The 25,795-nt window shown below is 66.2% G+C and carries 26 protein-coding genes and 1 riboswitch; of the genes, 15 read left to right on the forward strand and 11 right to left on the reverse strand.

What is annotated here, in order from left to right:
• Position 1 precedes the first annotated feature (1 nt).
• From cobN to BXY53_RS13510, 3 genes are read right to left on the reverse strand one after another with little or no spacing between them, the layout of a single operon-like run.
• A complete protein-coding gene (gene cobN / locus BXY53_RS13500; RefSeq protein WP_119062555.1) occupies positions 2–3,301 on the reverse strand; it encodes a cobaltochelatase subunit CobN in 3,300 nt (1,099 codons plus the stop codon).
• A 9-nt stretch (positions 3,302–3,310) separates the two neighbouring features.
• Complete coding sequence (cobW, locus tag BXY53_RS13505) at positions 3,311–4,351, reverse strand: cobalamin biosynthesis protein CobW (RefSeq protein ID WP_119062556.1); 1,041 nt, start codon at positions 4,349–4,351, stop codon at positions 3,311–3,313.
• Positions 4,344–4,718, reverse strand: a complete 375-nt coding sequence (locus BXY53_RS13510; RefSeq protein ID WP_119062558.1) for a DUF1636 family protein — start codon at positions 4,716–4,718, stop codon at positions 4,344–4,346. Before BXY53_RS13510 ends, cobW begins: the two co-directional genes overlap by 8 nt.
• 133 nt (positions 4,719–4,851) lie before the next feature.
• Positions 4,852–5,065: riboswitch (cobalamin riboswitch) on the reverse strand.
• Positions 5,066–5,103: 38 nt separating this feature from the next.
• Between BXY53_RS13510 and cobO the strand changes: the two genes are divergently transcribed.
• Both cobO and BXY53_RS13520 read left to right on the forward strand, forming a co-directional pair.
• Positions 5,104–5,712 carry a cob(I)yrinic acid a,c-diamide adenosyltransferase gene (cobO, locus tag BXY53_RS13515; RefSeq protein ID WP_119062559.1) on the forward strand — a complete coding sequence of 203 codons (609 nt, stop codon included), beginning with the start codon at positions 5,104–5,106 and terminating at the stop codon, positions 5,710–5,712.
• Positions 5,713–5,718: 6 nt separating this feature from the next.
• Positions 5,719–7,167 (forward strand): cobyric acid synthase, encoded by a 1,449-nt coding sequence (locus tag BXY53_RS13520; protein WP_119062561.1) that lies wholly within the window; start codon positions 5,719–5,721, stop codon positions 7,165–7,167.
• Between the two features lie 145 nt (positions 7,168–7,312).
• On the opposite strand, the gene cobD is transcribed toward BXY53_RS13520, so the two are convergent.
• From cobD to BXY53_RS13535, 3 genes are read right to left on the reverse strand one after another with little or no spacing between them, the layout of a single operon-like run.
• Entirely contained in the window at positions 7,313–8,281 is a 969-nt protein-coding gene (gene cobD / locus BXY53_RS13525) for a threonine-phosphate decarboxylase CobD (protein WP_119062563.1), read from the reverse strand.
• Positions 8,282–8,289: 8 nt separating this feature from the next.
• Complete coding sequence (gene cbiB / locus BXY53_RS13530) at positions 8,290–9,231, reverse strand: adenosylcobinamide-phosphate synthase CbiB (protein ID WP_119062565.1); 942 nt, start codon at positions 9,229–9,231, stop codon at positions 8,290–8,292.
• Positions 9,228–9,818, reverse strand: coding sequence for a histidine phosphatase family protein (locus tag BXY53_RS13535; protein ID WP_210209247.1), 591 nt, complete (start codon positions 9,816–9,818; stop codon positions 9,228–9,230). Before BXY53_RS13535 ends, cbiB begins: the two co-directional genes overlap by 4 nt.
• Positions 9,819–9,861: 43 nt before the next feature.
• Between BXY53_RS13535 and cobU the strand changes: the two genes are divergently transcribed.
• The 4 genes from cobU to BXY53_RS13555 are packed head-to-tail and all read left to right on the forward strand — an operon-like array spanning position 9,862 to position 12,430.
• Positions 9,862–10,383 carry a bifunctional adenosylcobinamide kinase/adenosylcobinamide-phosphate guanylyltransferase gene (gene cobU, locus BXY53_RS13540; RefSeq protein ID WP_119062567.1) on the forward strand — a complete coding sequence of 174 codons (522 nt, stop codon included), beginning with the start codon at positions 9,862–9,864 and terminating at the stop codon, positions 10,381–10,383.
• A complete protein-coding gene (cobT, locus tag BXY53_RS13545) occupies positions 10,373–11,383 on the forward strand; it encodes a nicotinate-nucleotide--dimethylbenzimidazole phosphoribosyltransferase (protein ID WP_210209250.1) in 1,011 nt (336 codons plus the stop codon). Before cobU ends, cobT begins: the two co-directional genes overlap by 11 nt.
• A complete protein-coding gene (gene cobS, locus BXY53_RS13550) occupies positions 11,380–12,138 on the forward strand; it encodes an adenosylcobinamide-GDP ribazoletransferase (protein ID WP_119062570.1) in 759 nt (252 codons plus the stop codon). Before cobT ends, cobS begins: the two co-directional genes overlap by 4 nt.
• A gap of 58 nt (positions 12,139–12,196) precedes the next feature.
• Entirely contained in the window at positions 12,197–12,430 is a 234-nt protein-coding gene (locus BXY53_RS13555) for a hypothetical protein (protein WP_119062572.1), read from the forward strand.
• Between the two features lie 4 nt (positions 12,431–12,434).
• Here the strand turns inward: BXY53_RS13555 and BXY53_RS13560 are convergent, their stop codons facing one another.
• The 5 genes from BXY53_RS13560 to BXY53_RS13580 form a co-directional block, all read right to left on the reverse strand.
• Positions 12,435–12,863, reverse strand: a complete 429-nt coding sequence (locus BXY53_RS13560; RefSeq protein ID WP_119062574.1) for a CBS domain-containing protein — start codon at positions 12,861–12,863, stop codon at positions 12,435–12,437.
• 28 nt (positions 12,864–12,891) lie between these two features.
• Complete coding sequence (locus BXY53_RS13565) at positions 12,892–13,356, reverse strand: YbhB/YbcL family Raf kinase inhibitor-like protein (RefSeq protein WP_119062575.1); 465 nt, start codon at positions 13,354–13,356, stop codon at positions 12,892–12,894.
• Positions 13,357–13,371: 15 nt separating this feature from the next.
• Positions 13,372–13,812 (reverse strand): DUF2267 domain-containing protein, encoded by a 441-nt coding sequence (locus BXY53_RS13570; RefSeq protein WP_119062576.1) that lies wholly within the window; start codon positions 13,810–13,812, stop codon positions 13,372–13,374.
• Positions 13,813–13,974: 162 nt separating this feature from the next.
• The gene (locus BXY53_RS13575; protein ID WP_119062578.1) at positions 13,975–14,283 is read right to left on the reverse strand and encodes a hypothetical protein; all 309 of its coding nucleotides are present in this window, start codon (positions 14,281–14,283) and stop codon (positions 13,975–13,977) included.
• An 80-nt stretch (positions 14,284–14,363) separates the two neighbouring features.
• Positions 14,364–15,956, reverse strand: a complete 1,593-nt coding sequence (locus BXY53_RS13580) for an SLC5 family protein (RefSeq protein WP_119062580.1) — start codon at positions 15,954–15,956, stop codon at positions 14,364–14,366.
• Positions 15,957–16,117: 161 nt separating this feature from the next.
• Between BXY53_RS13580 and BXY53_RS13585 the strand changes: the two genes are divergently transcribed.
• The 9 genes from BXY53_RS13585 to BXY53_RS13625 all read left to right on the forward strand — a co-directional run bounded on the left by BXY53_RS13585 (position 16,118) and on the right by BXY53_RS13625 (position 25,605).
• On the forward strand, positions 16,118–16,402 hold the full coding sequence (locus tag BXY53_RS13585; protein ID WP_119062582.1) for a ribbon-helix-helix domain-containing protein: 285 nt from the start codon (positions 16,118–16,120) through the stop codon (positions 16,400–16,402).
• Positions 16,403–16,476: 74 nt separating this feature from the next.
• A complete protein-coding gene (locus tag BXY53_RS13590; protein WP_119062583.1) occupies positions 16,477–16,872 on the forward strand; it encodes a VOC family protein in 396 nt (131 codons plus the stop codon).
• Between the two features lie 21 nt (positions 16,873–16,893).
• Entirely contained in the window at positions 16,894–17,205 is a 312-nt protein-coding gene (locus tag BXY53_RS13595) for a muconolactone Delta-isomerase family protein (RefSeq protein ID WP_119062585.1), read from the forward strand.
• Positions 17,206–17,262: 57 nt separating this feature from the next.
• Positions 17,263–17,802, forward strand: coding sequence for a Twin-arginine translocation pathway signal (locus BXY53_RS13600; protein WP_119062601.1), 540 nt, complete (start codon positions 17,263–17,265; stop codon positions 17,800–17,802).
• 15 nt (positions 17,803–17,817) lie between these two features.
• Entirely contained in the window at positions 17,818–19,389 is a 1,572-nt protein-coding gene (locus BXY53_RS13605; protein ID WP_119062587.1) for a GMC family oxidoreductase, read from the forward strand.
• Positions 19,390–20,094: 705 nt separating this feature from the next.
• Positions 20,095–21,327 (forward strand): tyrosine-type recombinase/integrase, encoded by a 1,233-nt coding sequence (locus BXY53_RS13610; protein ID WP_119062588.1) that lies wholly within the window; start codon positions 20,095–20,097, stop codon positions 21,325–21,327.
• A 283-nt stretch (positions 21,328–21,610) separates the two neighbouring features.
• Entirely contained in the window at positions 21,611–23,821 is a 2,211-nt protein-coding gene (locus tag BXY53_RS13615) for a phage tail tape measure protein (RefSeq protein ID WP_119062589.1), read from the forward strand.
• A 263-nt stretch (positions 23,822–24,084) separates the two neighbouring features.
• Positions 24,085–24,312 (forward strand): helix-turn-helix transcriptional regulator, encoded by a 228-nt coding sequence (locus BXY53_RS13620; RefSeq protein ID WP_119062591.1) that lies wholly within the window; start codon positions 24,085–24,087, stop codon positions 24,310–24,312.
• Positions 24,313–24,438: 126 nt separating this feature from the next.
• Positions 24,439–25,605 carry a hypothetical protein gene (locus tag BXY53_RS13625; RefSeq protein ID WP_119062592.1) on the forward strand — a complete coding sequence of 389 codons (1,167 nt, stop codon included), beginning with the start codon at positions 24,439–24,441 and terminating at the stop codon, positions 25,603–25,605.
• Positions 25,606–25,795: the final 190 nt, after the last annotated feature.

Here is a 25,795-nt window from a genome sequence, read left to right on the forward strand (position 1 = left end):
GTCACGCGCAGTCCTCCAGCGCCGCGAGGATCGAATTGCGCCGCGTCTGCCACAGCCCCGCCTCGCGCAGCGCGGCAAAGCGCGCGCGCATCGCCTCCAGCGCCTGCGGGTTGGCTTCGTCCATGAAGGCTGTCACGTCGTCATCGCCCAGCGTGGCGTCGAAGAATGTGTCGAACAGGTGCGAGCCGACCTGCCCGGACAGATGCGCAAATGCGGCCATATGCTCCAGCGTCGCCGCGATTTCCGCCGCGCCGCGAAAGCCGTGGCGCTTCATGCCCGCGATCCACTCCGGATTGGATGCGCGGGCACGGACCACGCGAGCGATCTCCTCGGCTTGCGTGCGGGCGCGCGGGTTGCCCGGGTCGGCGTTATCGATGTGATAGAGCGCGGCGTTGCCGCCCGTGACCGCCTGCGCTGCGGCGAAGCCGGCTTCATGCGTGGCGTAGTCGGCGGCCATCAGCAGGTCGGTCTCGGGCAGGTCCTGCGTGTGGACGAAGCTGTCGGCATTGGCCACCTGGCGGGCGATGCCGTCATCGTCGCGCGTGGCGCTGTCGCCGTCGAGCGCCCAGGCGCTGGCCGCCAGCCACGCCTCGCCAGCGGCGCGGCGGCCTTCTGGCGTGTAGTCCTCGATCGCCCTGCCCATGCCAAGGCCGTAGCTGCCCGGCTTCGGCCCATAGACGCGCGCGCCTGTGTCCTGCCCGGCATAGGGATTCCAGTCCGCCGGCTCGTCGCGGGCGGCGAGCGCACGGATCGCCTGCTGGTAGAGCGCCGAGAGCGTCGGGAACACGTCGCGGAAAAGGCCGGAGACGCGCAGCGTCACGTCGATGCGCGGACGCTCCAGCATGGCGATCGGCAGCACCTCGATGCCCGAGACGCGCTCCGAGCCGTCATCCCAGACCGGCTTGACGCCGAGCAGGTGCAGCGCCATCGCGAAGTCTTCGCCGGCCGTGCGCATGGTCGCCGACCCCCAGAGATCGACGACAAGGCCGCGGGGCCAGTCGCCGTGGTCCTGCAGGTGCCGGCGCACCAGCTCCTCGCCGAGCTTGACGCCCTGCGCATAGGCCGAGCGGGTCGGCACGGCGCGCGGATCGGTTGTGAACAGGTTGCGGCCCGTGGGCAGCACGTCGTTGCGCCCGCGATAGGGCGAACCGGACGGGCCAGCCGGGATACGCCGGCCGGAGAGCGCGTCGAGCAGCGCGCGGCGCTCGTCGCCCACCGACTGGCGCACATCGAACGGGCCGGGCCTTTCCGGCATCCGCCCCCAGACATGCAGGCCGTCGCTGAACTGGCTCTCCTTCACGTCGCAGACGAAGCGGTCGATCCGCGTAATAGCCTCCGCCGGGCAGGCTGCTTCGTCCAGCCCGAGATCGGCTTCAACGCCCTGCGCGCGCGCTTCCTCGCGGATGTCGGTCTGCAGTCGGTCGCGGCGCTTCGGGTCTAGCCCGTCGGCGTTGGAGAACTCGTCCAGCAGCGCTTCCAGCCTGGAAAACCGCTCCGGCGCGCCGCTCGTGCACAGCGGCGGCGGCACATGGCCCAGCGTGACCGCGCCGATCCGGCGCTTGGCCTGCGCCGCCTCGCCGGGGTCGTTGACGATGAACGGGTAGATCACCGGCATATCGCCGATCAGCGCCTCGGGCCAGCAATCGCCCGACAGCGCGACCGACTTGCCCGGCAGCCATTCGAGGGTGCCATGCGCGCCGATATGGATGAGCGCGTCGCAGCCGAGCGCGTGGCGCAGCCAGAGGTAGAAGGCGACATAGGCATGGCGCGGTACGCGGGAAATGTCGTGGTAGTCGTCGTAGCGGCGTTCAGGTGCGCCGCGCTCGGGCTGCAGCGCGACCAGCGCCGATCCCCGTCGCGTCGCGGAAAAACGAAATGTACCGTCGCGGCAAGCAGGGTCATCCTCCGGCGCGCCCCAGGCTGCGGCGAGATCGGTCTGCAGCTTCGCCGGCAGCGTCTCCAGCGCCGCGCGGTAGGCCTCCAGCGGCCAGGCAATCGTCTCCCGGGACAGCGCGGCTTCGAGCGCCGGCCCATCCGCGACCGCGTAGCCCGCCGCGCCCAGATCGCTCAAGATCGCCTCGGCCGACGCGATCGCGTCCAGCCCAACCGCATGGGCCATGTTCCAGTCCTTGCCCGGATAGGTCGAGAGCACCAGCGCCGGGCGCTTCTCTGCTGCCGGCTTCTCGGCAAGCGCGACCCAGCGCGCGACCCGCTCCGCGATCGCGTCAACGCGCTCGGCCTGCGGCTTGTGGCAGTAGCGCGAGAATTGCAGCGCCTCATCAAACGCGCCCGGCTCCTTGAACGAGCCAACACCCGCAAAGACGCGCCCGTCCACCTCCGGCAGCACGACATGCATCGCCAGATCGGGCGGCGACAGCCCGCGCTCGGACTCCGCCCAGGCTTCCTCCGTCGAGGTCGCCAGCGCCATCTGGAAAACCGGCACGCCGGCAGCATCCAGAGGCGAGGTGCCGTCATCCCCCTTGCCGGAGAACGAGGTCACGTTGACGATTGCGGCGGGCTGCGCGAACGCCACCTGCCGCGCCATCCAGCCGGCAGGCTCTGGCGCCTTTAACGAGGGCGCGAACAGCCCGGCGACATCGAAGCCGCGCGCGCGAAAGCTCTCGAACAGCGCCTTCACCGGCCCAAGGTCAGCCGCCGTCAGGTAGGCGCGGTAGAACGTCACGAGGATACGCGGGCGCGCGCTCCCCACCGGAAACGCCGCGAGCGGACAGCACGCCCCATGCTCCGGCGTCCACGCCCCGACCATCGGCACCGCCTTTGCCCCCGTCACCGGCCCGGCGTAAAGCCCGGCAGCCAGCGCGAGCTGCGCCAGCGCCGCCTGCGCCGCGACCTCGCCGCCCGTATCGCACAGTTCGGTCAGCCGCCGAAGCGTGGACTCCGGCACGGTCGAGACCTCGCCCAGGCGCGGATCGGGCCGCCCATCAGCCGGCAGGACCGCGAGCGCGATGCCCTTCTCACGCGCCAGCGCCTTAACCTGCTGCAAGCCATACGACCAGTATGGCACCCCGCCGATCAGCCGGACCAGGATTCCTTTCGCAGCCGTCAGAGTCTGCTCGATATATGTGTCGACGGAAAGCGGATGCTTCAGCGCGGCAAGGTTTGCCAGCCGCAGGCTCGGCAGGGCCGCCCCGCTCGCCTTGGCACGATGCCACCCGGCCGCGAACGCGCCCAGATCGCTGTCGGAAAAGGAGAGTACGACCAGATCGGCCGGGCTCTGGCCCAGATCGGTCGGCGTCTCGGTTTCCTCCAGGCCGTGGGACTCGCGAAAGATGACATGCATGAGCTAAGCCTACTCGCTCAGCGCGGCGCGGATCGCGGACTCGTCAATGCGGTCATGCTCGGCGATCAGGACAAGCTGGCCCGCGCGGGGTTCGTCGGGCCGCCACATCCGGTCGTATTGCGTGCGCACGCGTCCGCCGACCGCCTGCACCATCAGGCGCATCGGCTTGCCCGCCACGGCGGCGTATCCCTTCACCCGCAAGATGTCCCGCTCATTGGCGAGCCGGGCGATACGTTCGGCCAGCGTGTCGGGGTCGGCCTGCTCGGGCAGCGGCACGACGATACTGTCAAACTCCTCGTGGTCGTGATCATCGTGCGGCGCGTCGTGGTGCGAGGGACGCGCATCCATGTCGTCTTCGGCGGCGGCCTCCAGCCCGATGATGACGCGCGGGTCGACCTTGCCCTCGCTGACCTCGACCACGGGTAGCGGGCGATGCGCTGTCTCCTCGATCGTGGCGCGGGCCTTGGCGACCCCCTCTTCCCCCGCGAGGTCCGGCTTGGTCAGCAGCACGATATCCGCGCAGGCGATCTGGTCCTCGAAAACCTCCGACAGCGGCGTTTCGTGATCCAGGCTGTCATCAGCCAGCCGCTGCGCTTCGACCGCATCGACATTCGGCGCGAAACGGCCCGCTGCCACGGCCTCCGCATCGGCCAGCGCAACGACGCCGTCCACCGTGATACGCGAGCGGATATCCGGCCAGTCGAACGCCTTCAGGAGCGGCTTGGGCAGCGCCAGCCCGGAGGTCTCGATCAGGATGTGCTCGGGGCGCGGGTCGAGCGACAAGAGCGACTCGATCGTCGGAATGAAGTCGTCGGCCACCGTGCAACAGATGCAGCCGTTCGCCAGCTCCATGATGTTCTCAGCCGGGCAGTCGGGGATCGCGCAGGCCTTGAGGATGTCCCCGTCGACGCCGACATCGCCGAACTCGTTGACGATGACCGCAAGCCGCTTGCCCTGCGGGTTCTGCATGAGCTGGCTGATGAGCGTCGTCTTGCCGGAGCCGAGAAAGCCGGTGATGACCGTAACGGGCAGCTTGGCGAGATCAGGCATGGGCGGCCTCCATCGGGGGAATGCGGACAACGCAGTTGCGCTTGAAATGCTCCGGGCGCTCGCGCCAGGGGATGATGCCGTTCGGCGCGGTGAGGTAGCGCGCCAGCCCGTCGAGGATGACACCAACATGCGCCTCCGGCTCCAGCCCACCATAGACATAGGTCCAGCGCCCCGGCCCGCGCAGGCCGATCGTGCAGCCCTGCGAGCAGTTGGACAGGCACTCGACCGGGCGCAGCTTCACGCCCTCGGGCAGCGGCTGTTCACTCAGCGCCTCGTAAAGTTGCGCGCCGGGCCGCGGCGCTTCCGCCTCTTTCGGCTGGCCACAGCGGCAGGTCGTGCACACCAGAAGTTCCACGGCGTCGCTCATCGCCGCGCCTCCCGGCTGTATCCTTTTGGGCGAAGATATGCGTGCGTCAACGAGTTGCCCCTTCGAACGAGGGACAAGGGTGGATGGCGGGCAAAGCTGAGGCCCTAACCCGTCACCGGATACCCCCGTCCGGTTCACGTTTATGTCGCTGGCAGGTCTCCCGGCTTACGGATCCCGGAGCCTTAGGCTCCTGCGGTCATCCGGCCTTCCCAGCCCTTTCAGCCAGTGGCCAATGGATGCCCTCTCCGATCACGGTCGCGGGGGCGGCTGCGCTTAAGGACCGCATGGTTCCCGGCGCATTCCCTTTTCACTTGTCTTCAACAAGCACCAGCGTCGCGGTATGTTTTCGATCCCGCGCAGCTTTGTCAAGAACGAGAGGTAGGCGATGGACGACGTCAACGAGCGCCACAAGGAGAAGATGCAGAAGATCAAGGCGGCGCGCGAGAAGCTGATGGCCACCAAGACTCAGGAAAAGGGCCTGATCATCGTTCACACCGGCGCGGGCAAAGGCAAGTCGTCGTCCGCCTTCGGCATGATCATGCGGTGCATCGCGCACGGCATGCCTTGCGCGGTCGTGCAGTTCATCAAGGGGACATGGAGCACGGGCGAGCGCGAATTCCTGCGCGAGCGGTTCCCGGACGAATGCAAGTTCGTCGTCTCCGGCGAGGGCTTCACCTGGGACACGCAGGACCGCGAGCGCGACATCGCGGCCGCCCAGTCAGGGTGGGAGCAGGCGAAGGCATTTATCCGCGATCCCGAGATGCGCATGGTCCTGCTGGACGAGATCAACATCGCGCTGCGCTATGATTACCTCGATATCGACGAGGTCGTGACTTTCCTCCTGAACGAAAAGCCGGAGATGACGCACGTGATCCTGACCGGGCGCAACGCCAAGCCGGAGCTCATCGAGGCGGCAGACCTCGTCACCGAAATGAGCCTGGTCAAGCACCCGTTCCGCGACGGCATCAAGGCGCAGCCGGGCGTGGAGTTCTGATCGCCCATGCCCCGCGCGCTGATGATCCAGGGCACCGGCTCGAATGTCGGGAAATCGCTTCTCGTTGCCGGGCTGTGCCGGGTTGCGCGCCGGCGTGGACTTCGCGTAGCGCCGTTCAAGCCGCAGAACATGTCGAACAACGCCGCCGTCACCACCGATGGCGGCGAGATCGGTCGCGCGCAGGCGCTTCAGGCGCAGGCCTGCGGGCAGCCGCCCGTCATCGACATGAACCCTGTCCTCCTGAAGCCCGAGACCGACACCGGATCGCAGGTGATCGTGCAGGGCCGTAAGCTGACGACCGTGCGGGCGCGGGACTACAAGGCGCTGAAACCCCAGCTTCTGGAAAAGGTTCTGGAGAGCTTCGCGCGGCTGAAGGTGGACAATGATCTGATCGTCATTGAGGGCGCGGGCAGCCCGGCGGAGGTCAATCTGCGCGCTGGCGACATCGCCAATATGGGCTTTGCGCGGGCGGCGGAGGTGCCGGTGGTGCTGGCCGGAGACATCGACCGGGGCGGGGTGATCGCGCAGATTATCGGGACGCAGGCCGTAATGGACCCGGCCGATGCGGCCCTCGTCGCGGGCTTCCTGATCAACAAGTTTCGCGGCGACCCGAGCCTGTTCGATGACGGTTATGCCCTGATCGAAGCGCGCACGGGCTGGCGCGGCTTCGGCGTGCTGCCCTATTTCGCCGATGCGTGGCGGCTGCCGGCGGAGGACGCGCTGGATATCGCGCCGGGGCGCGGCAGCGGCAAACTTCATATCGTCTGCCTCGGCCTTTCGCGCATCGCCAATTTCGACGATCTAGACCCGCTGGCGCAGGAGCCGGATGTGCGCCTGACCATGCTGCGCGCGGGCCAGCCGATCCCCGGCGATGCGGACCTCGTCATCCTGCCGGGCAGCAAGGCGACCCGCGCCGATCTGGACCTCGTGCGGCGTCAGGGCTGGGATGTCGACCTCGCGGCGCATGTGCGGCGCGGCGGCCAGGTGCTGGGCATTTGCGGCGGCTACCAGATGCTTGGGCGAGTGGTGCGCGACCCCGACGGGCTGGAAGGTGCCCCGGGCGACACGCCGGGGCTTGGCCTGCTCGACATCGAGACGACCATGACGCCGGAAAAGCGCCTTACCGAGACACGGGCGGTTCACGCCGCGACGGGCGCAGCCTTCAGCGGCTACGAAATCCATATCGGGCAGACGACGGGGCCGGACTGCGGGCGCCCCTTCGCGCATGTCGAGGGGCGAGCCGAAGGTGCGGTCAGCGCCGACGGCCGCGTGGCAGGCAGCTACCTGCACGGCATGTTTTGCGACGACGGCTTCCGCGCATCCTATCTCAGCGCGCTGGGCGCCGCGCCGGCAGCAGCCTCCTACGCCGAGACTGTCGAGCGCACGCTGGATACCCTCGCGGACCACATGGAGGCGCATCTGGACGTCGCGGGGCTGTTCGACATCGCCGCCTAGAGAACCGCGAGCCAATCAGGTCAACGTCATGCCCGTGCTTGACACGGGCATCCATGAACGCGCTCGGTCATGACGGAGTGACAGATTGCCGGGTCAAGCCCGGCAATGACAAAGGTGTCACAACTCTGACTGATTCAAACGTTGGCTAAGCAAGCGCGGCCTCGACCCGCGCCCATTGCGCCGCGCCGTCGGGCAGACCGAGCCGCAGCCAGCCGCGCGAATACGGGAATGTCCGCGACCAGACCTGCGCGCGGGCAAGCCGCGCCTGCGCCGCCGCCGCATCGCCGGTCTCGTAGAGGCGGAACAACGGCGTCCCGCCAACCACAGCCCAGCCCGCCGCTTCAGCGAGCTGGTCCAGCCGCGCAGCGACTGATCCGAGGCGCGCGCGCGTCGCCTCCTGCCATGCGGTATCATTGAGCGCGGCGCAGCCGATGGTGATCGCCGGGCCGGAGACCGGCCACGGCCCCGCCATCTCACGCAGCTTGTTGATATGATGCTGGCAGCCCGTCGCGAAGCCAAGCCGCAGCCCCGCCAGCCCGAAGAACTTGCCGAAGGAGCGCAGCGCGACGATGCGCTCGCTCTCGCTCGTAAGATACGGGATCACCGACAGCTCCGGCGCAGTCTCCACGAAGCTCTCATCGACCACAAGCAGCCCAACCCGCTCCGCCAGCGTCAGCAGCGTCTCCGGCGCGTGCCGCCGCCCATCCGGGTTGTTCGGGTTAACGAGGACGGCTAGGTCTGCACCCGCCAGATCATCCTTATGCCTGACTTCCTGCACGTCCCAACCGGCCGCGCGCAACGCCCCTGCGTGCTCGTTATAGGTTGGACCGAGCACCCGCGCTTTGCCGGGCGACATCAGCGCCGGGATCATCTGGATCGCCGCCTGTGCCCCCGCCACCGGCGCGATTTTGCACGCCGCGCCATAAGCCCGCGCGGCCGCTTCACCGAGCGCCGCCATGTCCGCCTCGGTCGGCAGCGCCGCCCAGGCTGACGCGGGAATGTCGGGGACTGGATACGGCCGCGGATTGATGCCCGTCGACAGGTCGATCCAGTCACCCGCCGCGCCGCCATAGCGCGCCATCGCCGCGTCCAGGTTTCCGCCGTGATCGCGCATGTCGCTCCTCAGATCAGCGCCAGAACCGCCAGCAGACCGGCGACCGCGAACATCGCCCGGCGGAACAGCCCCAGCCCCTCCGTCAGGTCGCCATCCGTCGGATCGTCCGCGCCGCTATTTAGCCACGGCTCGTCTGCCACGCGGTCGCCATAGATGCGCGGCCCCGACAGTCGCACGCCCAGCGCCCCGGCCAGCGCCGCCTCCGGCCATCCGGCATTGGGCGAGCGATGGTTCGCCGCATCCCGCCACATCACCTGCAGCGCAGTCCATGGCTGGCGCGAGATCAGCGCAAAAATCAGCCCTGTCAGACGCGCGGGGATCAGGTTGACAACATCATCGAGCCGCGCGGCGGTCCCGCCGAAATCCTCATGGCGCCCGTTGCGATGCCCGATCATCGAATCCAGCGTGTTGATCGCCTTGTAGGTCATGATGCCCGGAAGGCCAAAGACGACGCCATAGAACAGCGGTGCGACAATCCCGTCCGAGGTGTTCTCAGCGAGGCTCTCCAGCGTGCTGCGCCGGATGCCGGCAGAGTCGAGTTGATTCGGGTCACGCCCGACGATCATCGAGACGGCTTGGCGCGCCCCATCAATGTCATCGGCCGCAAGCGGACGTGCGACATCGGTGACGTGGTCGTACATCGACCGCGCGGCCACCAGCGGCCAGGCCAGCACGCCGACGAGCAGCACGCTCGCGCCGCCCTCCGGCGCGAGCGCCTGGAGCACCGCCCCGATGAGGATGGCCAGCGCCGTAATCCCAAAGGTGACGCCAGCCCCTGCCAGCCGCCGTGACCGCGCGTCCCTGTCCTCGCGGTTAAACCGCGCATCCAGAGCGTCAATCAGCGCGCCAAGCCACGTCACCGGATGCCCGATCCGCGCATAGAGCCGGTCCGGCCAGCCGACCAGCGCATCGAGCGCCAGCGCAACGATCATGGCACCAGCCATCGTCATGCCGGACGCCAATTCGTGCAGTCGATGGTGAAGTCGCCCGATGGGAGGAGCCGTAGACGCGTGACGGAAAGCGCCGCCACCTCGAAGCCGAGCGCCGGCCCGTTCGCCCCGAGCGCCATCGCCAGCGCGGCCCGGATGGTCCCGGCATGGGCGATGACCGCGACGGGCGCATCAGGGTCCTGTTCGGCGATCGACCGGATCGCGGGGGCGGTGCGGCGAACCAGATCGTCGAAACTCTCGCCGCCGGGCGGGCGGTGCGCGGCGAGCGTTTCGGGGGGCAGCGGGCCAAGGTCCGGGATTTCCGAGAACGCCTTTCCATCCCATTCGCCAAAGTCCTGCTCCCACAGCCGCGCATCCACCTCCGCCGCCGGGCCGTCGGGCCAGATCGCCGCCGCCGTCTCCCGGCACCGCCGCGCCGGGCTGCTCACGCGCCGCTCCACCCCGCCCAGCAGTTCACGCAGCGTCGGGATCCCTGCCTCGCCATCAATCCGCGCGGGCACATCGACGCGCCCGTGCAGCCGTCCTTGCGGCTCCGACGGCGCATGGCGGATCAACAACAAGCCCGGCTGCGACAGTTCGATGGACACGCGATCTTCCCTTTCTGCGCGGATTCTGCTTTCTCATGAAACCATGTCGAAGTCGATACTCGTGACGGGCGGTGCGCGATCAGGCAAGAGCGCCTTTGCCGAGGGGCTTGTAGAGGCGATGGGGCCGCAAGCCGTCTATGTCGCCACAGCCGAGGCGCAAGACGCGGAAATGGCCGCGCGCATTGAAGCGCATCGGGCGCGGCGCGGCGACGGCTGGACGACGCGCGAAGCCCCGCTCGATCTCGTCGGCGCGCTGGACGCGACGGACGGCGCCCCGCGCCTCGTCGACTGCCTGACGCTCTGGCTCAGCAACCTTATTTTCGCCGAGCGGGATTGGGAAGTCGAGGGCCGCGCACTGGTCGAAGCGGTCCCGCGCCAGTCCGCGCCGGTGGTGTTCGTAACGAACGAGGTGGGCAGCGGCATCGTGCCCGAAAACGCCCTCGCCCGCGCTTACCGCGACGCCGCTGGGCAGCTCAACCAGATGATCGCCGCGGCCGTCGATGACGTTTATCTCACCGTGTCGGGGATTCCTGTAAGGGTGAAACCGAATGACAATGCCATTTAGCCTGACCAGCCTCGACGGCCTCGCCGGGCTGGTCGACAAGCTGCCGACATCCGACGCCACGGCCGCGCAGGCCGCCCGCGCGCGGCAGGATACGCTGACCAAGCCGCCCGGCTCGCTCGGTCTGCTGGAGGATCTGGCCGTGTTCATGGCCGGCTGGCGGCGCACACCGCGCCCGAGGATCGACCGGGCGCAGGCGCTCGTCTTCGCGGGTAATCACGGCATCTGCGCGCAGGGCGTCAATCCGTTCCCGCAGGTGGTGACAGCGCAGATGGTGCAGAATTTCCGCGCGGGCGGCGCGGCGATCAACCAGCTTTGCGGGGTGAACGGGGCGGAGTTATCGGTGATCCCGCTCGATCTCGACAAGCCCACGCGGGACTTCACCGCAGAGCCGGCAATGAGCGAAGCCGAGTGCCGGGAGGCGCTCAACCGCGGCGCGGAAGCGGTGGACGCCGAGGCGGACATCCTCGTCCTCGGCGAGATGGGCATCGGCAACTCCACGGTCGCGGCGGCGCTCGCCTGCGCGCTGTTCGGCGGGCGCGCGGAAGACTGGGTCGGGCCGGGCGCGGGCGCGGATGACGCCGGCGTGGCGCGCAAAATTGCGGCCATCGAGGCCGGGCTGACGCTGCACCCTGAGCGTGATCCGGTGAGTGTGCTCCGCACCTTCGGCGGGCGCGAGCAGGCGGCGATCTGCGGGGCGGTGCTGGCGGCGCGGGCGCGGCGCACCCCCGTCCTGCTCGACGGGTTCATCTGCACGTCGGCGGCAGCGGTGCTGCATGCGGTCGATGAGCGTCTGCTCGATCACGCGCTGATCGGCCATGTCAGCGCAGAGCCCGGGCATCGCCGGCTGCTTCAGGCGCTGGGCAAACGCCCGGTCCTTGATGTCGACATGCGGGTCGGCGAGGGCACCGGCGCGGCGCTGGCGCTTGGCGTGGTGCGCGCGGCGCTCGCCTGTCACAACGGCATGGCGACCTTTGAAGAGGCCGGAGTTACCAGCGCATGACGGCGCTGGCGCAACGGCTAGCGGAACTTCGGTTGGCTTTCGTTTTCCTGACGCGCCTGCCTATCCCATTGGATGAGGCGCGGCCATCCACGGTCGCGCAGGCCGGCTGGGCGTTTCCCATTTGCGGCGCGGTGGTCGGGCTGATCGCCTGGCTGGGTTATGCCGTCGGCGCGGCACTCGCGCTGCCTGGGCTGATTTGCGCGCTGTTCGCCATTGCGGCGGGCGTGCTGGTCACCGGCGCGCTGCACGAGGACGGGCTGGCAGACTTCGCCGACGGCATGGGCGGCGGGGGCGACCGCGCGCGCAAGCTGGAGATCATGCGTGACAGCGCGACCGGCAGCTACGGCGTGCTGGCGCTGATCCTTGTCGTGGCGATCAAGACGGTGGCGATCGCGGAGATCGGCGCGATGGGCATGGTGCTGGCCGCGCTGGTGGCGCTTGGGGCCGCGAGCCGGCTGGCGATGCTGGTGGCGATGGCCCTGATGCCGCCGGCGCGCACGGACGGGCTGGGCAAGGAGGCCGGCGCGCCCGACCGCTGGCGGATCGGCGTTGGCTTTGCGCTGACGCTTCTGGCGGCCGCGCCGCTGGGTGTGGCGGGCATTGGCGCCGTCATCGGGACGCTCACCGTTGCGGCAATACCCGCGCTCATTGCGTGGCGGCAGATTGGCGGGCAGACGGGCGACGTGCTCGGCGCGATCCAACAGTTCGGTGAACTCGGCGGCTGGATGGCGCTTCTCGCCCTCACCGTCGGCTAAACGGGAACGCGCGCCCCGGCCTCGGCGTTTCCCCGTAGATGAGGCAAGGGAGACGCGCATGACCCCCGAGACATTCCGCCGCTGGCTTCGCGAACGCGGCTGTACCTTCGAGGAGCATGAACACGAGCGGGGCGGCGGCTTGCCGTCCGTGACCGTTCGCCTCGGCGACAAGCGCACCGTCCTGCACGATTCCACCTCGCGCATGGATCTTGATGAGCGCGAGGTAAGGCGCGTCGTCGACGCGCTTGGACTGGACTGGAATGAATTGCCCGGCCCGCAAAGCCGGGTGTAATTTGTTAGCGCCGCGGCTGGTCGGTCGGCTCGGCGATCCCGACGAAAGCCGTCTTGAGCGCATCCGGGTCCTTGCGTGCGAGATCGGCCAGCGCCAGCATCCCGACGAGCCGCTTGTCGCGGTTGATGACCGGCAGCCGATGCACCTGATGCTCGGCCATCCTCCTGGCAGCCTCCTCCAGCTCGACATCATCGTAGCAATAGAAGATGTGATCGGACATCACCGTGCGCACCGACGTGGTACCCGGCGCATGACTGGTAGCGACGGCGCGCATGGCAATGTCGCGGTCCGTCACCATTCCGATGAGCCGGTCATTCTCGCAAACGGGCAGGCAGCCGATATTGTCCTCGCGCATCGCCTGGCAGGCGTCGCGGATCGTCGTGTTCGGATCGATCACATGAGTGTCGGATGACATGGCTTCACGGACCTTCATCTCCGTGTCCTCCTTGGGATGACGGGCTTCAGCCCCCGTAAGTGGCCACCAGTTCGGCTTCCTCGATGACGTGCTTGCGCGCTTCGTCGGCGATCTCGTCTGCGCCAGCCTGGGCCGGAATGCTGAGGCTCGGCACGTCAAGCGCGAGCAGGCGGAAGTGATAGTGATGCGGCGGGTCGCCCGGCGGTGGCGCGGGGCCGTCGTAATAGTGGTTGCCGAAATCATTGACGCCCACCCGCAGATCACCGCGCTCCGGGCCTGTTTCGATGCTCTCGTGCAGTTCGGTCCGCTCCGGGTCTAGGTTGTAGATGGCCCAGTGACGGAAAGTGCCGCCAGGGGCGTCCGGGTCCTCCACCAACAGCGCGAAACTCCTCGTGCCGTCAGGTGCACCGTGCCAGCGCAACGGCGGCGAAAGATTGCGGTCGCCCCGCGCGTATTTCTCCGGCAGCCGGTCGCCATCGGCGAAGGCAGGGCTGATGAGGGTGAGCGTCATGGCCGGTCTCCGTGATCACCCGGCCGAGGGCGGCGTGGGGAACAGGTCGCGCACATGGTCGGGCAGCATGTGCTTGATGTCGTCCAGCTCGCCGCGGGGGATATGCCGCTGCATGACGTCGAACACGGCCTTCGCGGCGTCCAGCGCGTTCATCGGCGCGATGTGGCTGAGCTCCTCGTTGATCTTCTGCAGAAACTCATCGCGCGATCGGAACTTCTCGGGCTTGTTGGTCGGCCTGTAGCCCTCCCAGTAGATGCCGCGGACGAGCATCGGCAGTTCGGCGCTCAAGTGAAACGCCTCTTCGACGCTCAGCCGGTCGCGGACGGCGAACAGCACGCCGCGCAGCGCGTGATAGCAGCGCTGTTTGTCCGGGCCGATATGCTCACCGATTTCGTTCAGCCAAATATGCGTGGATTGTAAAGTCTTATCGAAAACTTCGAGGCCAGTGGTCGACATGGTGATCTCCGTACGCTCGGCATCGCACGGGGCTGTGTCGGGCCATCCCTCGCGTCGCTGGCCTGCGACTGCCCCGTAATCTGGACTGAACGACTGCGCGCGGTCTTTCGTTCCGATCGGCTCTGGAGCGGGATTGCCGATCGGTTAAGCGCGCCGGGCTACCTATCCCCCGCCGCTACCGCTGACATCCGTGGGCGAGCGCGTCCCGGTCTCGCCGCCGGCGGCCTCGATCTCAGCCAGGGCATCGTCGATGCCTTCAATGAGCTTGTTATGGTGCGCAGAAGGATTGGCGCTCATGCTGGCCTGCAGCTTGCTCTTGGCATCGAGCAGCCGCGCTTGCCGCTTCTCGGCAGGTTCCGGCGCTTCGACGATGTCGCGGATCGTCTTTTCGGTCGGCAGATCGGGCGTCTGGTCAATCCGGCCGCGCTCTTCCGACGCGGATTGCAACGGAGACTTCTTGTCTTCAGGCATATCGCGCTGGTCCTCCTCGCTTTGGGCAGGACCAGTCACGCACAAACCTGGCGGTGCGAAATTAAAAACGATCAAAGCCCTCAGAGCATGGCCAGCGCGGCCAACGTGACGGCGGTGGCCAGCATCAGCAACACCGCGGCGACCCGATAATCGGCGAGCAGGCGACCTCGGTGCTCGGGGCGCAGATCGGCGCGCGTCGCTGTCGCGGCGCGGTCCACCTCCGCGCCGGCCGCGGTCAGCGCCGTGATCAGATGGAGCAGGACGAGCGTCAGCGCGCAGATGATCACCGCCATGTAGGTGAAGTGCAGATCCGGCAGGCCCGCCCCGGACCACAGCCCGCTTACCTCCTTGCTCAGAAAGGCGAGGATCGCCAGCGGCACGATGATCACGAGCGTCCAGAACGCGCTGCCCCGCGAAAGTCGCCGGCTCAGCAGGCCGGCGAGATAGATCGCCACGATCGGCGGCACCAGATAGGCCAGCGTCGACTGAAAATAGGTGAAGAGCGAGCCGAATGAGGCGATCAGCGGCGCGTAGAGCGCAGCCATGACCATGAACGCCCCGGTGACGATCCGCCCGATTCCCAACAGCCGCCGGTCGCTGAGATAAGGCCATCGCGGCTTGACAAGGTCGAGCGTCACCAGCGACGAGGCCGCGTTCAGCGCGCTGTCGAGGCTCGACATGATCGCCGCCAGCATTGCGGCCAGCACGATGCCGCGCAGCCCAACAGGGAGCAGTTCGAAAGCGAGCGTGGGAAACGCCTTGTCCGGGCTGTCGAGCGCGGGGTAAAGCGCGACCGCGACCATGCCCGGCACGATCATCAGCAGCAGGTTGGGCAGCTTGAGCAGGCCGGCAAAGAGCGCGCCCTTGCGCCCGGCCTCCAGCGACTCGGCGCCGAGCGCGCGTTGCACGAAATACTGGTTGAAGGTCCAGTAGTAGAGGCCGAGGATGACCACTCCGGCAATGCCCGGCCAGGGCAGAAAGGGATCATCCACCGGGCGGAAGACGTTGAGGTGACTTGCCTCCATCCGCGCGGTCAGCGCCTCCCAGCCCCCGACCGCGTAGAGCCCGTAAAGCGCGACCGCCAAGGCCCCGGCGATCAGCACCAGCGCCTGGATCGCGTCAGTGATGACAACCGCGCGGAGGCCGCCAAAGATCGTATAGGCACCGACCAGCAGCGAGATGACGATGCAGGCGGTCCACAAATCGAGGCCCGGCACCCCGGTCTGCATCACGATCGCCCCGGCATAGAGCGCGCCGGCCATATCGATGAAGAGCAGCGTGACCAGAGTGAACAGCGCATAGAGCAGCCGCGTGCGCCGGTCGAAGCGCAGTTCGAGATATTCCGGCACGGTGGCAATGCGATTGCGCAGGAAGACGGGGATGATGAACGCGGCGAACAGCACCAGCACCAGCGCCGCCGTCCACTCATAGTGGAAGACCGCCAGCCCCTCGCTGTAGGAAGCCCCGATCAGCCCGACGAAACTCGCCCCGGACATGTTCGAGGCGTAGAACGAAAAGCCGATCAGGTACCAGGGCAGCGCGCGCCCAGCGAGGAAGTAGCCGGCGGTGTCCTCGCGACCCAGCCTGCGCCCGTAGTAGAGCGCGAATCCGAAGACGACGACGAGATAAACCGCCATGATGGCATATTCGAGCGCGTGGGCGTCGGTGTGCATTTTTCCTTTTAAATCAGCGTCCCGCCTGAACGACACAGGCAACCAGCCGCGCAAAGCGCGCAGGCGGTGAGTGTCAGCTTGGCACAACGCGCAGCTTTGATTTATTCTTATTATTAATCGCCCGGCTGACCCACAATAATATGTCGCAGGAGGAACACCCGATGTGCCAAATCTTCGCCGCCCAGGACCCGGCGGACTATCAGTGCGAGACGAGGTCGATACGGCTGAACGGGCATAGCACGTCGATCCGGCTGGAAGCGGTGTTCTGGCAGGTTCTGGACGGCATCGCCAAACGCGAGGGTCTGACAACCCCGCAGTTCCTGTCGCAGCTCCATGACGAGGTCCTCGAACTGCGGGGAGAAGTCCGCAACTTCGCCTCCCTGCTGCGGTGCGCCTGCCTGACGGAGATCGCGCGGGGGTCGAGCGGGGCCAAGCACGCCGCGTAGTAGCGGCGTACCACCATCCGCACCCGAACGGTGGTAACGTTTTCGTCTAAACGGAAGCGAGGGAGGATGGTGGAATGGCGAAAGCTATTCACATGATGATCCGCGTGCTCGACGAAGCACGCTCGACAGACTTTTACGAGAAGGGCTTCGGCCTCAAGGTGGCTGATCGGCTCGACTTCGAGAAGTTCACGCTCGTCTATCTCCGAAATCCCGAAAATGATTTCGAGGTCGAACTCACGGTCAACAAGGGCCAGACCGAGCCGTACGACCTCGGCAACGGATACGGCCATCTTGCCTTTGCCGTGGATGACCTCGAAGCCGAACACGAACGCTTCAAGGAACTCGGTTTCCAGCCGCGGGACATCGTCGAGTTCGCGCCGGGCGGCGAAGTCATCGCCAAGTTTTTCTTCGTCTCGGACCCGGACGGGTACCAGATCGAAGTTCTGCAGCGCGGCGGTCGTTACCAATAATAACGAAAGAGGAAACGTCCAATGTTGTATCATCTCGCATTCACTGTCGAATACGACAGCAGCCAGTCCCAGGCAGATCTCTTCAAGATCTGGGCCGAAGAAGCCGATGCGGCGCTGGCTGCCAAGGACGCGGGCGTCGTGATCGGACTGTGGAAGGTGGTCGGTGAGCGGCGCGTGTTCGCCGTCGTCGAGGTCGACAGCCCGGACACGCTCGACCGCATCCTCTTCGACTTGCCAATCATGAAAAAACACGGGCACGCCGTTGACGTTCAGGTGAAATCGCTTCGTCGGTACGAAGATTTTGCCGCGGACGTCAAAGAGCGTCTCGGTTAGAAAACAATAAAAACAAATTCAGCATGCTTGGTGCTGGAATACAACAAGGAGGAAACCATGCAAGAACCGCAAAGCCCGCGGGGTATGACCCGACGGGAATTGCTTGCCTCTGGTGTGAAGGCGGGCGCCGTTCTCGTTATCGGGACGAGTTTCATTGCACACGCCACCGATAGCTGGGCGCTGGAGACAAAGGCGCTGAAGCCCGAAACGATGGCAACGCTCGTGCAGATGGCGCGGGATATTTACCCGCATGATCGCGTATCAGACAGATACTACGCCATCGCCGTCCGGTCGCACGACGACAAGGCCGCGGAGGATGCCGACTATGGCGCCATGATCGAGGAGGGCGTGAGCAGCCTGAACACGCTTGCGAAGGCGCGCGGCGCGACAAGCTATTTGGCAACGGGCTGGGAAGCAGAGCGTGTCGCCATCCTGCGTGAGATCGAGGACAGCGAATTCTTCCAGGCCATCCGCGGCGGTCTCGTCGTCGGCCTCTACAACCAGAAGGAGATCTGGCCCGTCTTCGGCTACGAGGGCGAGTCCTTCTCCAAGGGCGGTTACCTGAACCGCGGCTTCGACGACATCGACTGGCTGTAAGGGGAGGACGGGACCATGGCAGCGAAGTTTGAACTGAGTGATGACAATGTCGTCGTCATCATCGGCACGGGCGCCGGTGGCGGAACGCTGGCGAACGAGCTGGCGCAGAAAGGCGTGAAGGTCGTGGCGCTGGAAGCCGGCGGCCGGCACCTGCCCGAGGATTACATCAATGACGAATGGGCCAGCTTCGGCCAGCTCGCCTGGACGGACATGCGCACGACATCGGGCGAGTGGCGCGTCTCGCGGGATTTCCCGAACCTCCCGGCCTGGATCGTGAAGGCCGTTGGCGGCTCGACGGTGCATTGGGCAGGCGCGAGCCTGCGTTTCCAGGACCATGAGTGGCGCATCCGGACCGAGTACGGGGAAATTCCCGGTGCCAACGTGCTGGACTGGCCCATTACCGGCGAAGAGATGGCGCCCTATTATGACCGCGCCGAAAATAAGATGGGCGTGACCCGCACGAACGGTATTCCCGGCCTGCCCGGCAACAACAACTACAAGGTGCTGGAGGCCGGGGCCAAGAAGCTTGGTTACGAGAAGGTCCACACCGGCCGGATGGCCGTCAACAGTCAGCCCTATGATGGCCGCCCGCCGTGTCAGCAACTCGGGTTCTGCTTCCAGGGCTGCAAGATGGGCGCGAAGTGGTCGACCGCCTACACGGAAATCCCGAAGGGCGAGGCGACCGGCAATCTGGAGGTGCGTGAAAACGCACATGTCCTGCGCATCGAGCACGGGGAAGACGGACGCGTGAATGGTGTTGTGTACGCTGACAAGGACGGCAACACCCAGCGCCAGGCGGCGCGCGCCGTCTGCGTGGCGGGCAACTCCATCGAAAGCCCGCGGCTCCTGCTCAACTCGGAAACGAGCATGTTCCCCGACGGTCTGGCGAACAGCTCAGGCCAGGTCGGACGCAACTACATGCGCCACATGACCGGCTCGGTCTACGCGATTTTTGACAGGCCGGTAAACATGTACCGCGGCACGACAATGGCCGGCATCGTCATGGACGAGGCGATCAATAATCCGTCACGCGGGTTCGTCGGCGGCTACGAGATGGAGACCCTGTCGCTGGGCGTGCCGTTCATGGCGGCGTTCCTGAACCCCGGCGCATGGGGGCGCGAATTCACAACAGCGCTGGACGCCTACGACCATATGGCCGGCATGTGGCTGGTCGGCGAGGACATGCCGCAGGAAAGCAATCGCGTCACGCTCCATCCGACGGAGAAGGACCAGTACGGCATGCCCGTGCCGAACGTCCACTATACCGACCACCCCAACGACATCGCCATGCGCAACCATGCCTACGAGCGCGGCAAGGCGGTTTATGAAGCTGTCGGGGCGGTCCGGACAATGCCGACTCCGCCCTACCCGTCAACGCACAACCTCGGTACCAACCGCATGTCGGCGAACCCGAGGGACGGCGTCGTGAACAAATGGGGGCAGGCCCATGATGTGCCCAACCTGTTCGTCTCCGACGGCAGCCAGTTCACAACCGGCGCGGCGGAAAACCCGACGCTGACCATCGTGGCGCTTGCCATCCGGCAAGCCGAGGCGATGGAAGGGATGATGTCGCGCGGGGAAATCTAGCGGGTCAGGCGGCGCGGGGTGCCGCCGCGGTGCCCCCGCCGCTGCTCTGGCAAGCCGACTTTGGCGCCTGCTGCCGGCCCTCTATCTGACAGCAACCGCCTGTTTGAATACGGCTTCGGATGGAATGACACCGCCTTCTTGCATTTGATCGCTTCGTCTTGCCGCCAACGCTGTGGATTAAATTCATTCGCAAGGACATGCAGCCATTGCAGTCGGCCACCCCAGCATCGGGGCGCGAAACTTTGCCGGGAGGCCGGGCCATCGGATTTATTTGCACATCAATGCGTCAGGAGCAGGTACGGCAGCGATCGACGGCTCTCTCGAATGTCCTTTAAATTTCAGTCAAGATACTTTTGCGGGTCATGACCGTGGCGATCCTTTCGACAACGCAATAAAGATTGTCGGCTACGACCGCGAGTTTCATCTTTCAGAGGCCGAAACGATAAAAGGCTGGGAAATTATCACGGCGAAAAGGTCAGACGCCCCGCCAACTCGCGCGAAAAGGATATCTGTCGGGGAGGTTGTGGACCTGGACGGATGCAATCGAAATGAACTGGCGGAGAGGGTGTCCGCCAACATGGGGTTTTTGGCCGTCCGATACGATCCGAAACGCCGCTGTATATCAGTGATTTATTGTCCTTGACTGTCCGCGCGCGTCCGCTGTAATCTATGCACATTGTGGGACGCAATGTGGGACCGAAGATCATGGCCGTACACAAACTGACCGCGCGCAAGGCGGCCGCCGCGAAGCCGGGCATCTATCACGATGGCGGCGGGCTGCGCCTCGTCGTGGCGACGAGCGGGGCGCGCAAATGGGTATTCCGCTACACCATCAACGGACGGCGCCGCGACATGGGACTCGGCAGCTTTCCCGATGTCGAGCTCGCTGAGGCGCGCCAGCTCGCCACGCGGGCCCGTCGGCAGGTGAAGGCCGGAATCGACCCCATCGCCGCGCGCGACGCTGAAAAACGCGCTGTGCCGACCTTCACGTCACTCGCAGCGGAGTACATTCGCGCCCATCGGCGGAGCTGGCGCAACCCGAAGCACGCCCGCCAGTGGGTTGCGACCCTGAAAACCTACGCTCGCCACAAGATCGGGGCGCGCAGCGTCGACGCGCTCGGGACTGACGACATTCTGGGGGTCTTGCGCCCGATCTGGCTCTCCAAGACCGAAACCGCGAAGCGTCTGCAAGGGCGCATCGAGAACGTTCTCGACTATGGCGCGGCGCACGGCTACCGCGACGCCATGAACCCGGCGCGCTGGCGCGGCCATCTCGACAAGCTCTTGCCGAACCCGAGCCGCGTCAAGCAGACGTCGCATCACCCCGCGATGCCTTACAGCGACCTGCCCGCCTTCTATCGTGAGCTCGAAGCGACGCCCGGCCTCGCCTATGCCGCGCTGCGCTTCCTGATCCTGACGGCGTGCCGCACGAGCGAAGTGCTCGGCGCGCGTTGGGATGAGGTTGATTTCGAGGCGGGCGTGTGGACCGTGCCGGCCGAGCGCATGAAGGCCGTCGCCGGCGCGCGTCGTGAGCATCGCGTCCCGCTCAGCGCCCCGGCTCTGGCGCTGCTGGAAAGCCTGCCACGCGTGGGCAACAGCCCGTTCGTGTTCCCCGGCGCGCGCCCGGGCCGGCCGCTGTCCAACATGTCGCTTTTGCAGGCGATGCGCCGCATGGGCTACGGCAAGGACGGCCCCCGCGGCCACTATGTGCCGCACGGCTTCCGCTCGGCGTTCCGCGATTGGGCCGGCGAGGTGTCGAGCTTCCCTCGTGACGTATGCGAGATGGCGCTGGCGCACACCATCGACAACAAGGTTGAGGCGGCCTACCGGCGCGGCGATCTGTTCGAGAAGCGGCGCAAGCTGATGGAAGCCTGGGCGGCGCATTGCGCGGTCCCCGCCGGCGCGAACGTGACGCCCCTGGCGCGGGCAAGCGCCTGACTGTGGCCCGCAAGCATAACTTCACGCCTGAAACGCCGCCAGACGGTTGTTTTTCCGTTCAGGACTGACTATCATCCGAAGAAATCGAGCCGTGATGCGGGCTGATCTTGATTTGGCTCGCCATCACGAAGCACCAAGCCGGCTGGTTCTCGATCTGATGGCGTCGAAGAGTTGCACAATACTGGTCAAGCGTGGATTGAATCGGATTAAATCGGTTCCGATGATGTAAATCGCGCTGCGGATCGAGTGACGGCATCGGCGACGTGCAGAAAGGGCGCGCCGCATGGCCGATCTCGACGTCTCCGTTCTCGTTCGTCTGCGCGATCAGTTCACGCAAGCCGCGCGGCGGATTCGCTCACAGCTTGAGCGCATCAAGCGCGTCGGGCGCGACTTCAATCAGTCGTTTCGCGGCGGCTTTCGCAACATGCTCGGCTCAGTCGAGCAGGCCGGCCAGCAGATCCGCAAGCAGCAGCAGCAGCTCCAGCACTACCAGCAGTCCCTCACCAAGTGGGCGATCGGGGCCGGCGCGGCCATCGGCATTCCGACGAAGTTCGCCGTCGATTTCGAGGACCAGATGGCCCAAGTGCGCAAGGTGACCGACATGTCGGCCGCCGACACGCGCTCGTTTGGGCGCGAGCTGATGAAGATGACGCGCACCCTGGGCGTTTCCCACAAACAGGCCGCCGAAATGGCCTACGAGGCCGGGCGGCTGGGCGTGCGCGGGCGCGAGGATATCAAGGACGTCGTTCGCCTGATCTCGAAGATGGTGGTCGCGCTGGATCTGAACGCGGGCGAGTCCGCGAAGGCGATGATCCGCTTGAAAAGCATCTTCAAGCTCAGGGACTGGACCGAGGTGCGCACCGTCGCCGACTGGATCAACCACCTGGACAACACTACCATCGCGTCGGCGAAGGATATCCTGAAATTCTTCAACCGCGTCGGCGCTGACGCCAAAGAGCTCGGCTTCACCGCCCAGCAGACCGCCACCGTTGGGGCGGCGATGCTGACGATGGGCGAGCAGGCGCGCCGGGCTGGTCTGAGCCTGCGCATGATCCTGACCCGCCTGCAGACCGCGCACACCACGAAGAAGGGCGCGAACGCGATCACGTCGCTGGGCTATGATGCCCGCGAGCTGGCCGAAAGCCTTCACGAGAACAAGTTCCAGGGCTTCCTGAGCTTCATCAAACGCCTGCGCGGCGTGACCGATCCGATCGCCCGCAAGGAAATCCTCGTCGATATTCTCGGGCTATCGCAGACCAGCCGCATCAACAAGATCATCGGCGGTTTCGATGTGCTGCTCGAAAAGCACGACGAGCTTGAACGTGGCGTTCATCTTCGCGGCCCCGGCGCGCTGACCCGTGAATACCTGATCCAGCTCGACAAAACCTCCAGCGATCTCACCGGCGCCTGGAACGCGATCAAGGAAACCCTCGTCGTTCTCAATCAGAACCTTCTGTCACCCCTGCGCGCGATCGCCCGCGCGACGCGCGACGCCTTCGGCGCGATCACGGATTTCGCCAAGGCGCATCCCACGATTGCGGGGGGCCTCGTCAAGATCGGAACAGCTCTCACGGCGATGGCGGGCGTCGGGCTGGCCCTGGGCCTGGCGCGCGCCGCGGCCAAGCTGTTCATGCTGAAATCGGCCGCGCGCATCGTCGGCGGGGCGTTCGCGAAGCTGGCGGGGCCGGCCGGCGGGCTGAGCCTGTTCACGCGTGGACTGGGCAAGCTCGCCGGCCTCGCCTTGTCGCCTACAGCTTGGGCGATCACCGCCATCGCGGCGGCAATCGTCGTTCTGCGAAAGCCTCTCGCGGCGTTCGGCGGCGGGCTGTGGTCGGGGTTCGTCGAAGGCCTGCAGCCGGCCATCGACTCGCTCAAGGGCCTCGCGGATACGGGCGTCGGGCGGCTGGTCGGGCGGCTCGCTGACGGCCTTGGCGAGCTGCTGGGGATTGAATGGCCGGAAGGCTTTCTCGGCAACTTCAACAGCGTCGGCAAGGCGATCGGCAAATTTGTCGGATGGCTTGTCGGCACGCCGATCAAGACCGTCGCGGACGCGATCAGCGGCCTTGCGGATGCGCTGGGCTGGCTGCGCGAGAATATCGACGTGGTCGAGTCGCTGCGCGGCACCTGGATCGGGCGCAATATCTTCGGGCTTGAAAACCCCGCGAAAGCCTTGGGCGCGGTCGAAAAGCTGAAAGAGCAGGCGAAGAAGGCCGGGGATGCGCGCCAGCGCACCGGCCTGCCGAGCGGGGTCGTGCCTGGACGCGGCGCGAACACGGGCACGCGCGCTCCGCGCGGCCCCGCGGCCGATCTGCCGATCGTCAAGCCGGTGAAGGAAACGAACAACCACGTGACCAACGTGGGCGGCGTTTCCGTCAGCGTGAGCGTCAATCAGACGAACGCCTCACCGCAGGCCATCGGCAACGCCACGGCCAGTGCTGTGGCCTCTGAGATGAAGAAGAAGGGCAATAAGCAGTTGGCAGACGGCGTCAACTGAGCCCGTCCCGCGCTCCTTCCATACAGTCCAGACCTTCCCCCCGCCCGCCGCTCGCTTCGGGCAGTCTTCGCGCGCGCCCATCGCGGTCATTCGCAAGTGTCCATCATCGATTGACACCGACTTTCGTCGCACGCGCGCCTTGAACAACTGATGAAAACCACGAAAAATCAACCTGAGGTATACGAATACTCTATTGACTCCGCAAGTTGCAAGGTTACGATCTTGGCTGTGTGTGTCCGATAGATCATCACGGAGATCAAGCGATGCCGAACATTCCTAAGACGGGTTTTCTGCGTGTGCGTCACATCATTGGAGACGAGAAGGCTGACCCGCCCATCCCGCCGATCATCCCCGTTTCGCGGTCGACATGGTACGCAGGGGTCAAGTCGGGCCGCTATCCGCGCCCGGTGAAGCATGCCGGGATGACGCTCTGGAGGGCGGAGGACATCCGCGCGCTGATCGAGGAGATCAACCGCAGCGAGGCCGCGTGATGCCTGGAACGAAAAAAGCCGCGGGCCCGGTGGTCGGCCAGGCGCCGCGGCGAACACACGAATCATCAAGCGCGCGTTCAGGTTGCCGCGTCGGCGCGCGAAACGCAAGCGCGAAAGGCGGCAATCATGGAATTCTCACCTGAAAAATCACCGGCGGAGATCCGGGCGCGCGTCCTGCGCGAACGCGGCCGCTTGAAATCGCCGTGGTTCCGGGCCTTCTGGTCGATCCTGCTGAGCGATCTGACGAATGCCGAGGTGCGCACCGCGATGATCGTTCTCGGCCATGCAGATAGCGGCACAGCCGCCGGCGCGCGGCCATCACAGCAGACCATCGCCGCGATCCGCCGGACTGATCGCAAGCGCGTCAAGGCCGAGCTGCGCAGCCTCGAAACGGCGAAGGTGCTCTCTGCTCGGCGAGAAGGCGACGGGCGCGGCCGCAAGGTCACGTATGACTTCATCCCGGACCAAACGGTGAAGGAGCTCGAGCGCGCGATGGCGAAGGATGGCGACACGCACGAGGCCGCGGAATCGACTTGGGGTCAAGCCGAACCCAAGGCGGAATCCACTTGGGGTCAAAACGAACCCAAGTTCACGCAGGATGATGCCATTGCGCCGGGCGATACGCCGAAGAAGGAGAGGCACAGCGCCCCCCGTTCCGAAAATGAGTGGCGTCATGCCACCTCTTCGCGCAATGCGGATGATGGAAGGGGGGCACAGCGCCCCAGAAGGGGGGCGACACGACCCCAGAAGGGTGGCGACACGCCCCCACGATCTGCCCCAGATCTCCCCCCGACCTTTTCGCGCGCGCACGCGGACGGCGCGGCGGCGCCTTTGGGGACGCCGCACGCGCCTTCGAGCCTTAGCGCCGGCGTTTGGTACGAGGGCCATGTCCTGAAGGCCGACAACGCCTTCAAGGCTTGGCTTCGACAGATCGCGCCGGAGATCAAACCGCACGTGCTGCTTCAGAAGATCGGCGCGCAGATGTACCCGCCACATTGGCAAGACGAGAGGCCTCATGAGCTGGAGCGCCACGTCCGCTATCTCGCTCCGAGGGTCGCGGCCGCAATCGCGCTGGCGGAAAGCTTCGCGGCCTTCTGGAAGCGCTATCCTGTCAAGAAAAAGGGGCGGCGCGAGGCGGAGCAGCTCTGGGCCGCTCTGAGCGAGGACGAACGGCGCGCGGCCACGGAAGCCATTCCGGACTATATCGCGGCGCGCGACTCGGCCGGCCACGGCTACGCGGACGCGCAAACGTACCTGCGGGAGCGCCACTGGCAGCTTGTCGAGGCCGCCTGAGGGCCGCCAGAATCGCCAAACCGCGCGTCCGCGCTGGGGTGGCAGCGAAAATCGAAAGAATGCCGCTGAGTGGCCAAATGTGAGGCTCTCAGCGCAAACCGGCCCTGACGGGCCCGAACATAGGAGGGAAGCATGGCAAGGCGAAAGTTGGAGCAGGGCGAGCAGGTCATCGTGTATGAACACAAACCCG

The organism is Dichotomicrobium thermohalophilum (assembly GCF_003550175.1).
Classification (GTDB): domain Bacteria; phylum Pseudomonadota; class Alphaproteobacteria; order Rhizobiales; family Rhodomicrobiaceae; genus Dichotomicrobium; species Dichotomicrobium thermohalophilum.

Excerpts from the sequence above, each read along its gene's own strand:
- cobN (WP_119062555.1), bottom strand. The coding sequence starts at position 3,301 with ATGCATGTCATCTTTCGCGAGTCCCACGGCCTGGAGGAAACCGAGACG.
- cobW (WP_119062556.1), bottom strand. The coding sequence starts at position 4,351 with ATGCCTGATCTCGCCAAGCTGCCCGTTACGGTCATCACCGGCTTTCTC.
- BXY53_RS13510 (WP_119062558.1), bottom strand. The coding sequence starts at position 4,718 with ATGAGCGACGCCGTGGAACTTCTGGTGTGCACGACCTGCCGCTGTGGC.
- cobO (WP_119062559.1), top strand. The coding sequence starts at position 5,104 with ATGGACGACGTCAACGAGCGCCACAAGGAGAAGATGCAGAAGATCAAG.
- BXY53_RS13520 (WP_119062561.1), top strand. The coding sequence starts at position 5,719 with ATGCCCCGCGCGCTGATGATCCAGGGCACCGGCTCGAATGTCGGGAAA.
- cobD (WP_119062563.1), bottom strand. The coding sequence starts at position 8,281 with ATGCGCGATCACGGCGGAAACCTGGACGCGGCGATGGCGCGCTATGGC.
- cbiB (WP_119062565.1), bottom strand. The coding sequence starts at position 9,231 with ATGACGATGGCTGGTGCCATGATCGTTGCGCTGGCGCTCGATGCGCTG.
- cobU (WP_119062567.1), top strand. The coding sequence starts at position 9,862 with ATGTCGAAGTCGATACTCGTGACGGGCGGTGCGCGATCAGGCAAGAGC.
- cobT (WP_210209250.1), top strand. The coding sequence starts at position 10,373 with ATGCCATTTAGCCTGACCAGCCTCGACGGCCTCGCCGGGCTGGTCGAC.
- cobS (WP_119062570.1), top strand. The coding sequence starts at position 11,380 with ATGACGGCGCTGGCGCAACGGCTAGCGGAACTTCGGTTGGCTTTCGTT.
- BXY53_RS13555 (WP_119062572.1), top strand. The coding sequence starts at position 12,197 with ATGACCCCCGAGACATTCCGCCGCTGGCTTCGCGAACGCGGCTGTACC.
- BXY53_RS13560 (WP_119062574.1), bottom strand. The coding sequence starts at position 12,863 with ATGAAGGTCCGTGAAGCCATGTCATCCGACACTCATGTGATCGATCCG.
- BXY53_RS13565 (WP_119062575.1), bottom strand. The coding sequence starts at position 13,356 with ATGACGCTCACCCTCATCAGCCCTGCCTTCGCCGATGGCGACCGGCTG.
- BXY53_RS13570 (WP_119062576.1), bottom strand. The coding sequence starts at position 13,812 with ATGTCGACCACTGGCCTCGAAGTTTTCGATAAGACTTTACAATCCACG.
- BXY53_RS13575 (WP_119062578.1), bottom strand. The coding sequence starts at position 14,283 with ATGCCTGAAGACAAGAAGTCTCCGTTGCAATCCGCGTCGGAAGAGCGC.
- BXY53_RS13580 (WP_119062580.1), bottom strand. The coding sequence starts at position 15,956 with ATGCACACCGACGCCCACGCGCTCGAATATGCCATCATGGCGGTTTAT.
- BXY53_RS13585 (WP_119062582.1), top strand. The coding sequence starts at position 16,118 with ATGTGCCAAATCTTCGCCGCCCAGGACCCGGCGGACTATCAGTGCGAG.
- BXY53_RS13590 (WP_119062583.1), top strand. The coding sequence starts at position 16,477 with ATGGCGAAAGCTATTCACATGATGATCCGCGTGCTCGACGAAGCACGC.
- BXY53_RS13595 (WP_119062585.1), top strand. The coding sequence starts at position 16,894 with ATGTTGTATCATCTCGCATTCACTGTCGAATACGACAGCAGCCAGTCC.
- BXY53_RS13600 (WP_119062601.1), top strand. The coding sequence starts at position 17,263 with ATGCAAGAACCGCAAAGCCCGCGGGGTATGACCCGACGGGAATTGCTT.
- BXY53_RS13605 (WP_119062587.1), top strand. The coding sequence starts at position 17,818 with ATGGCAGCGAAGTTTGAACTGAGTGATGACAATGTCGTCGTCATCATC.
- BXY53_RS13610 (WP_119062588.1), top strand. The coding sequence starts at position 20,095 with ATGGCCGTACACAAACTGACCGCGCGCAAGGCGGCCGCCGCGAAGCCG.
- BXY53_RS13615 (WP_119062589.1), top strand. The coding sequence starts at position 21,611 with ATGGCCGATCTCGACGTCTCCGTTCTCGTTCGTCTGCGCGATCAGTTC.
- BXY53_RS13620 (WP_119062591.1), top strand. The coding sequence starts at position 24,085 with ATGCCGAACATTCCTAAGACGGGTTTTCTGCGTGTGCGTCACATCATT.
- BXY53_RS13625 (WP_119062592.1), top strand. The coding sequence starts at position 24,439 with ATGGAATTCTCACCTGAAAAATCACCGGCGGAGATCCGGGCGCGCGTC.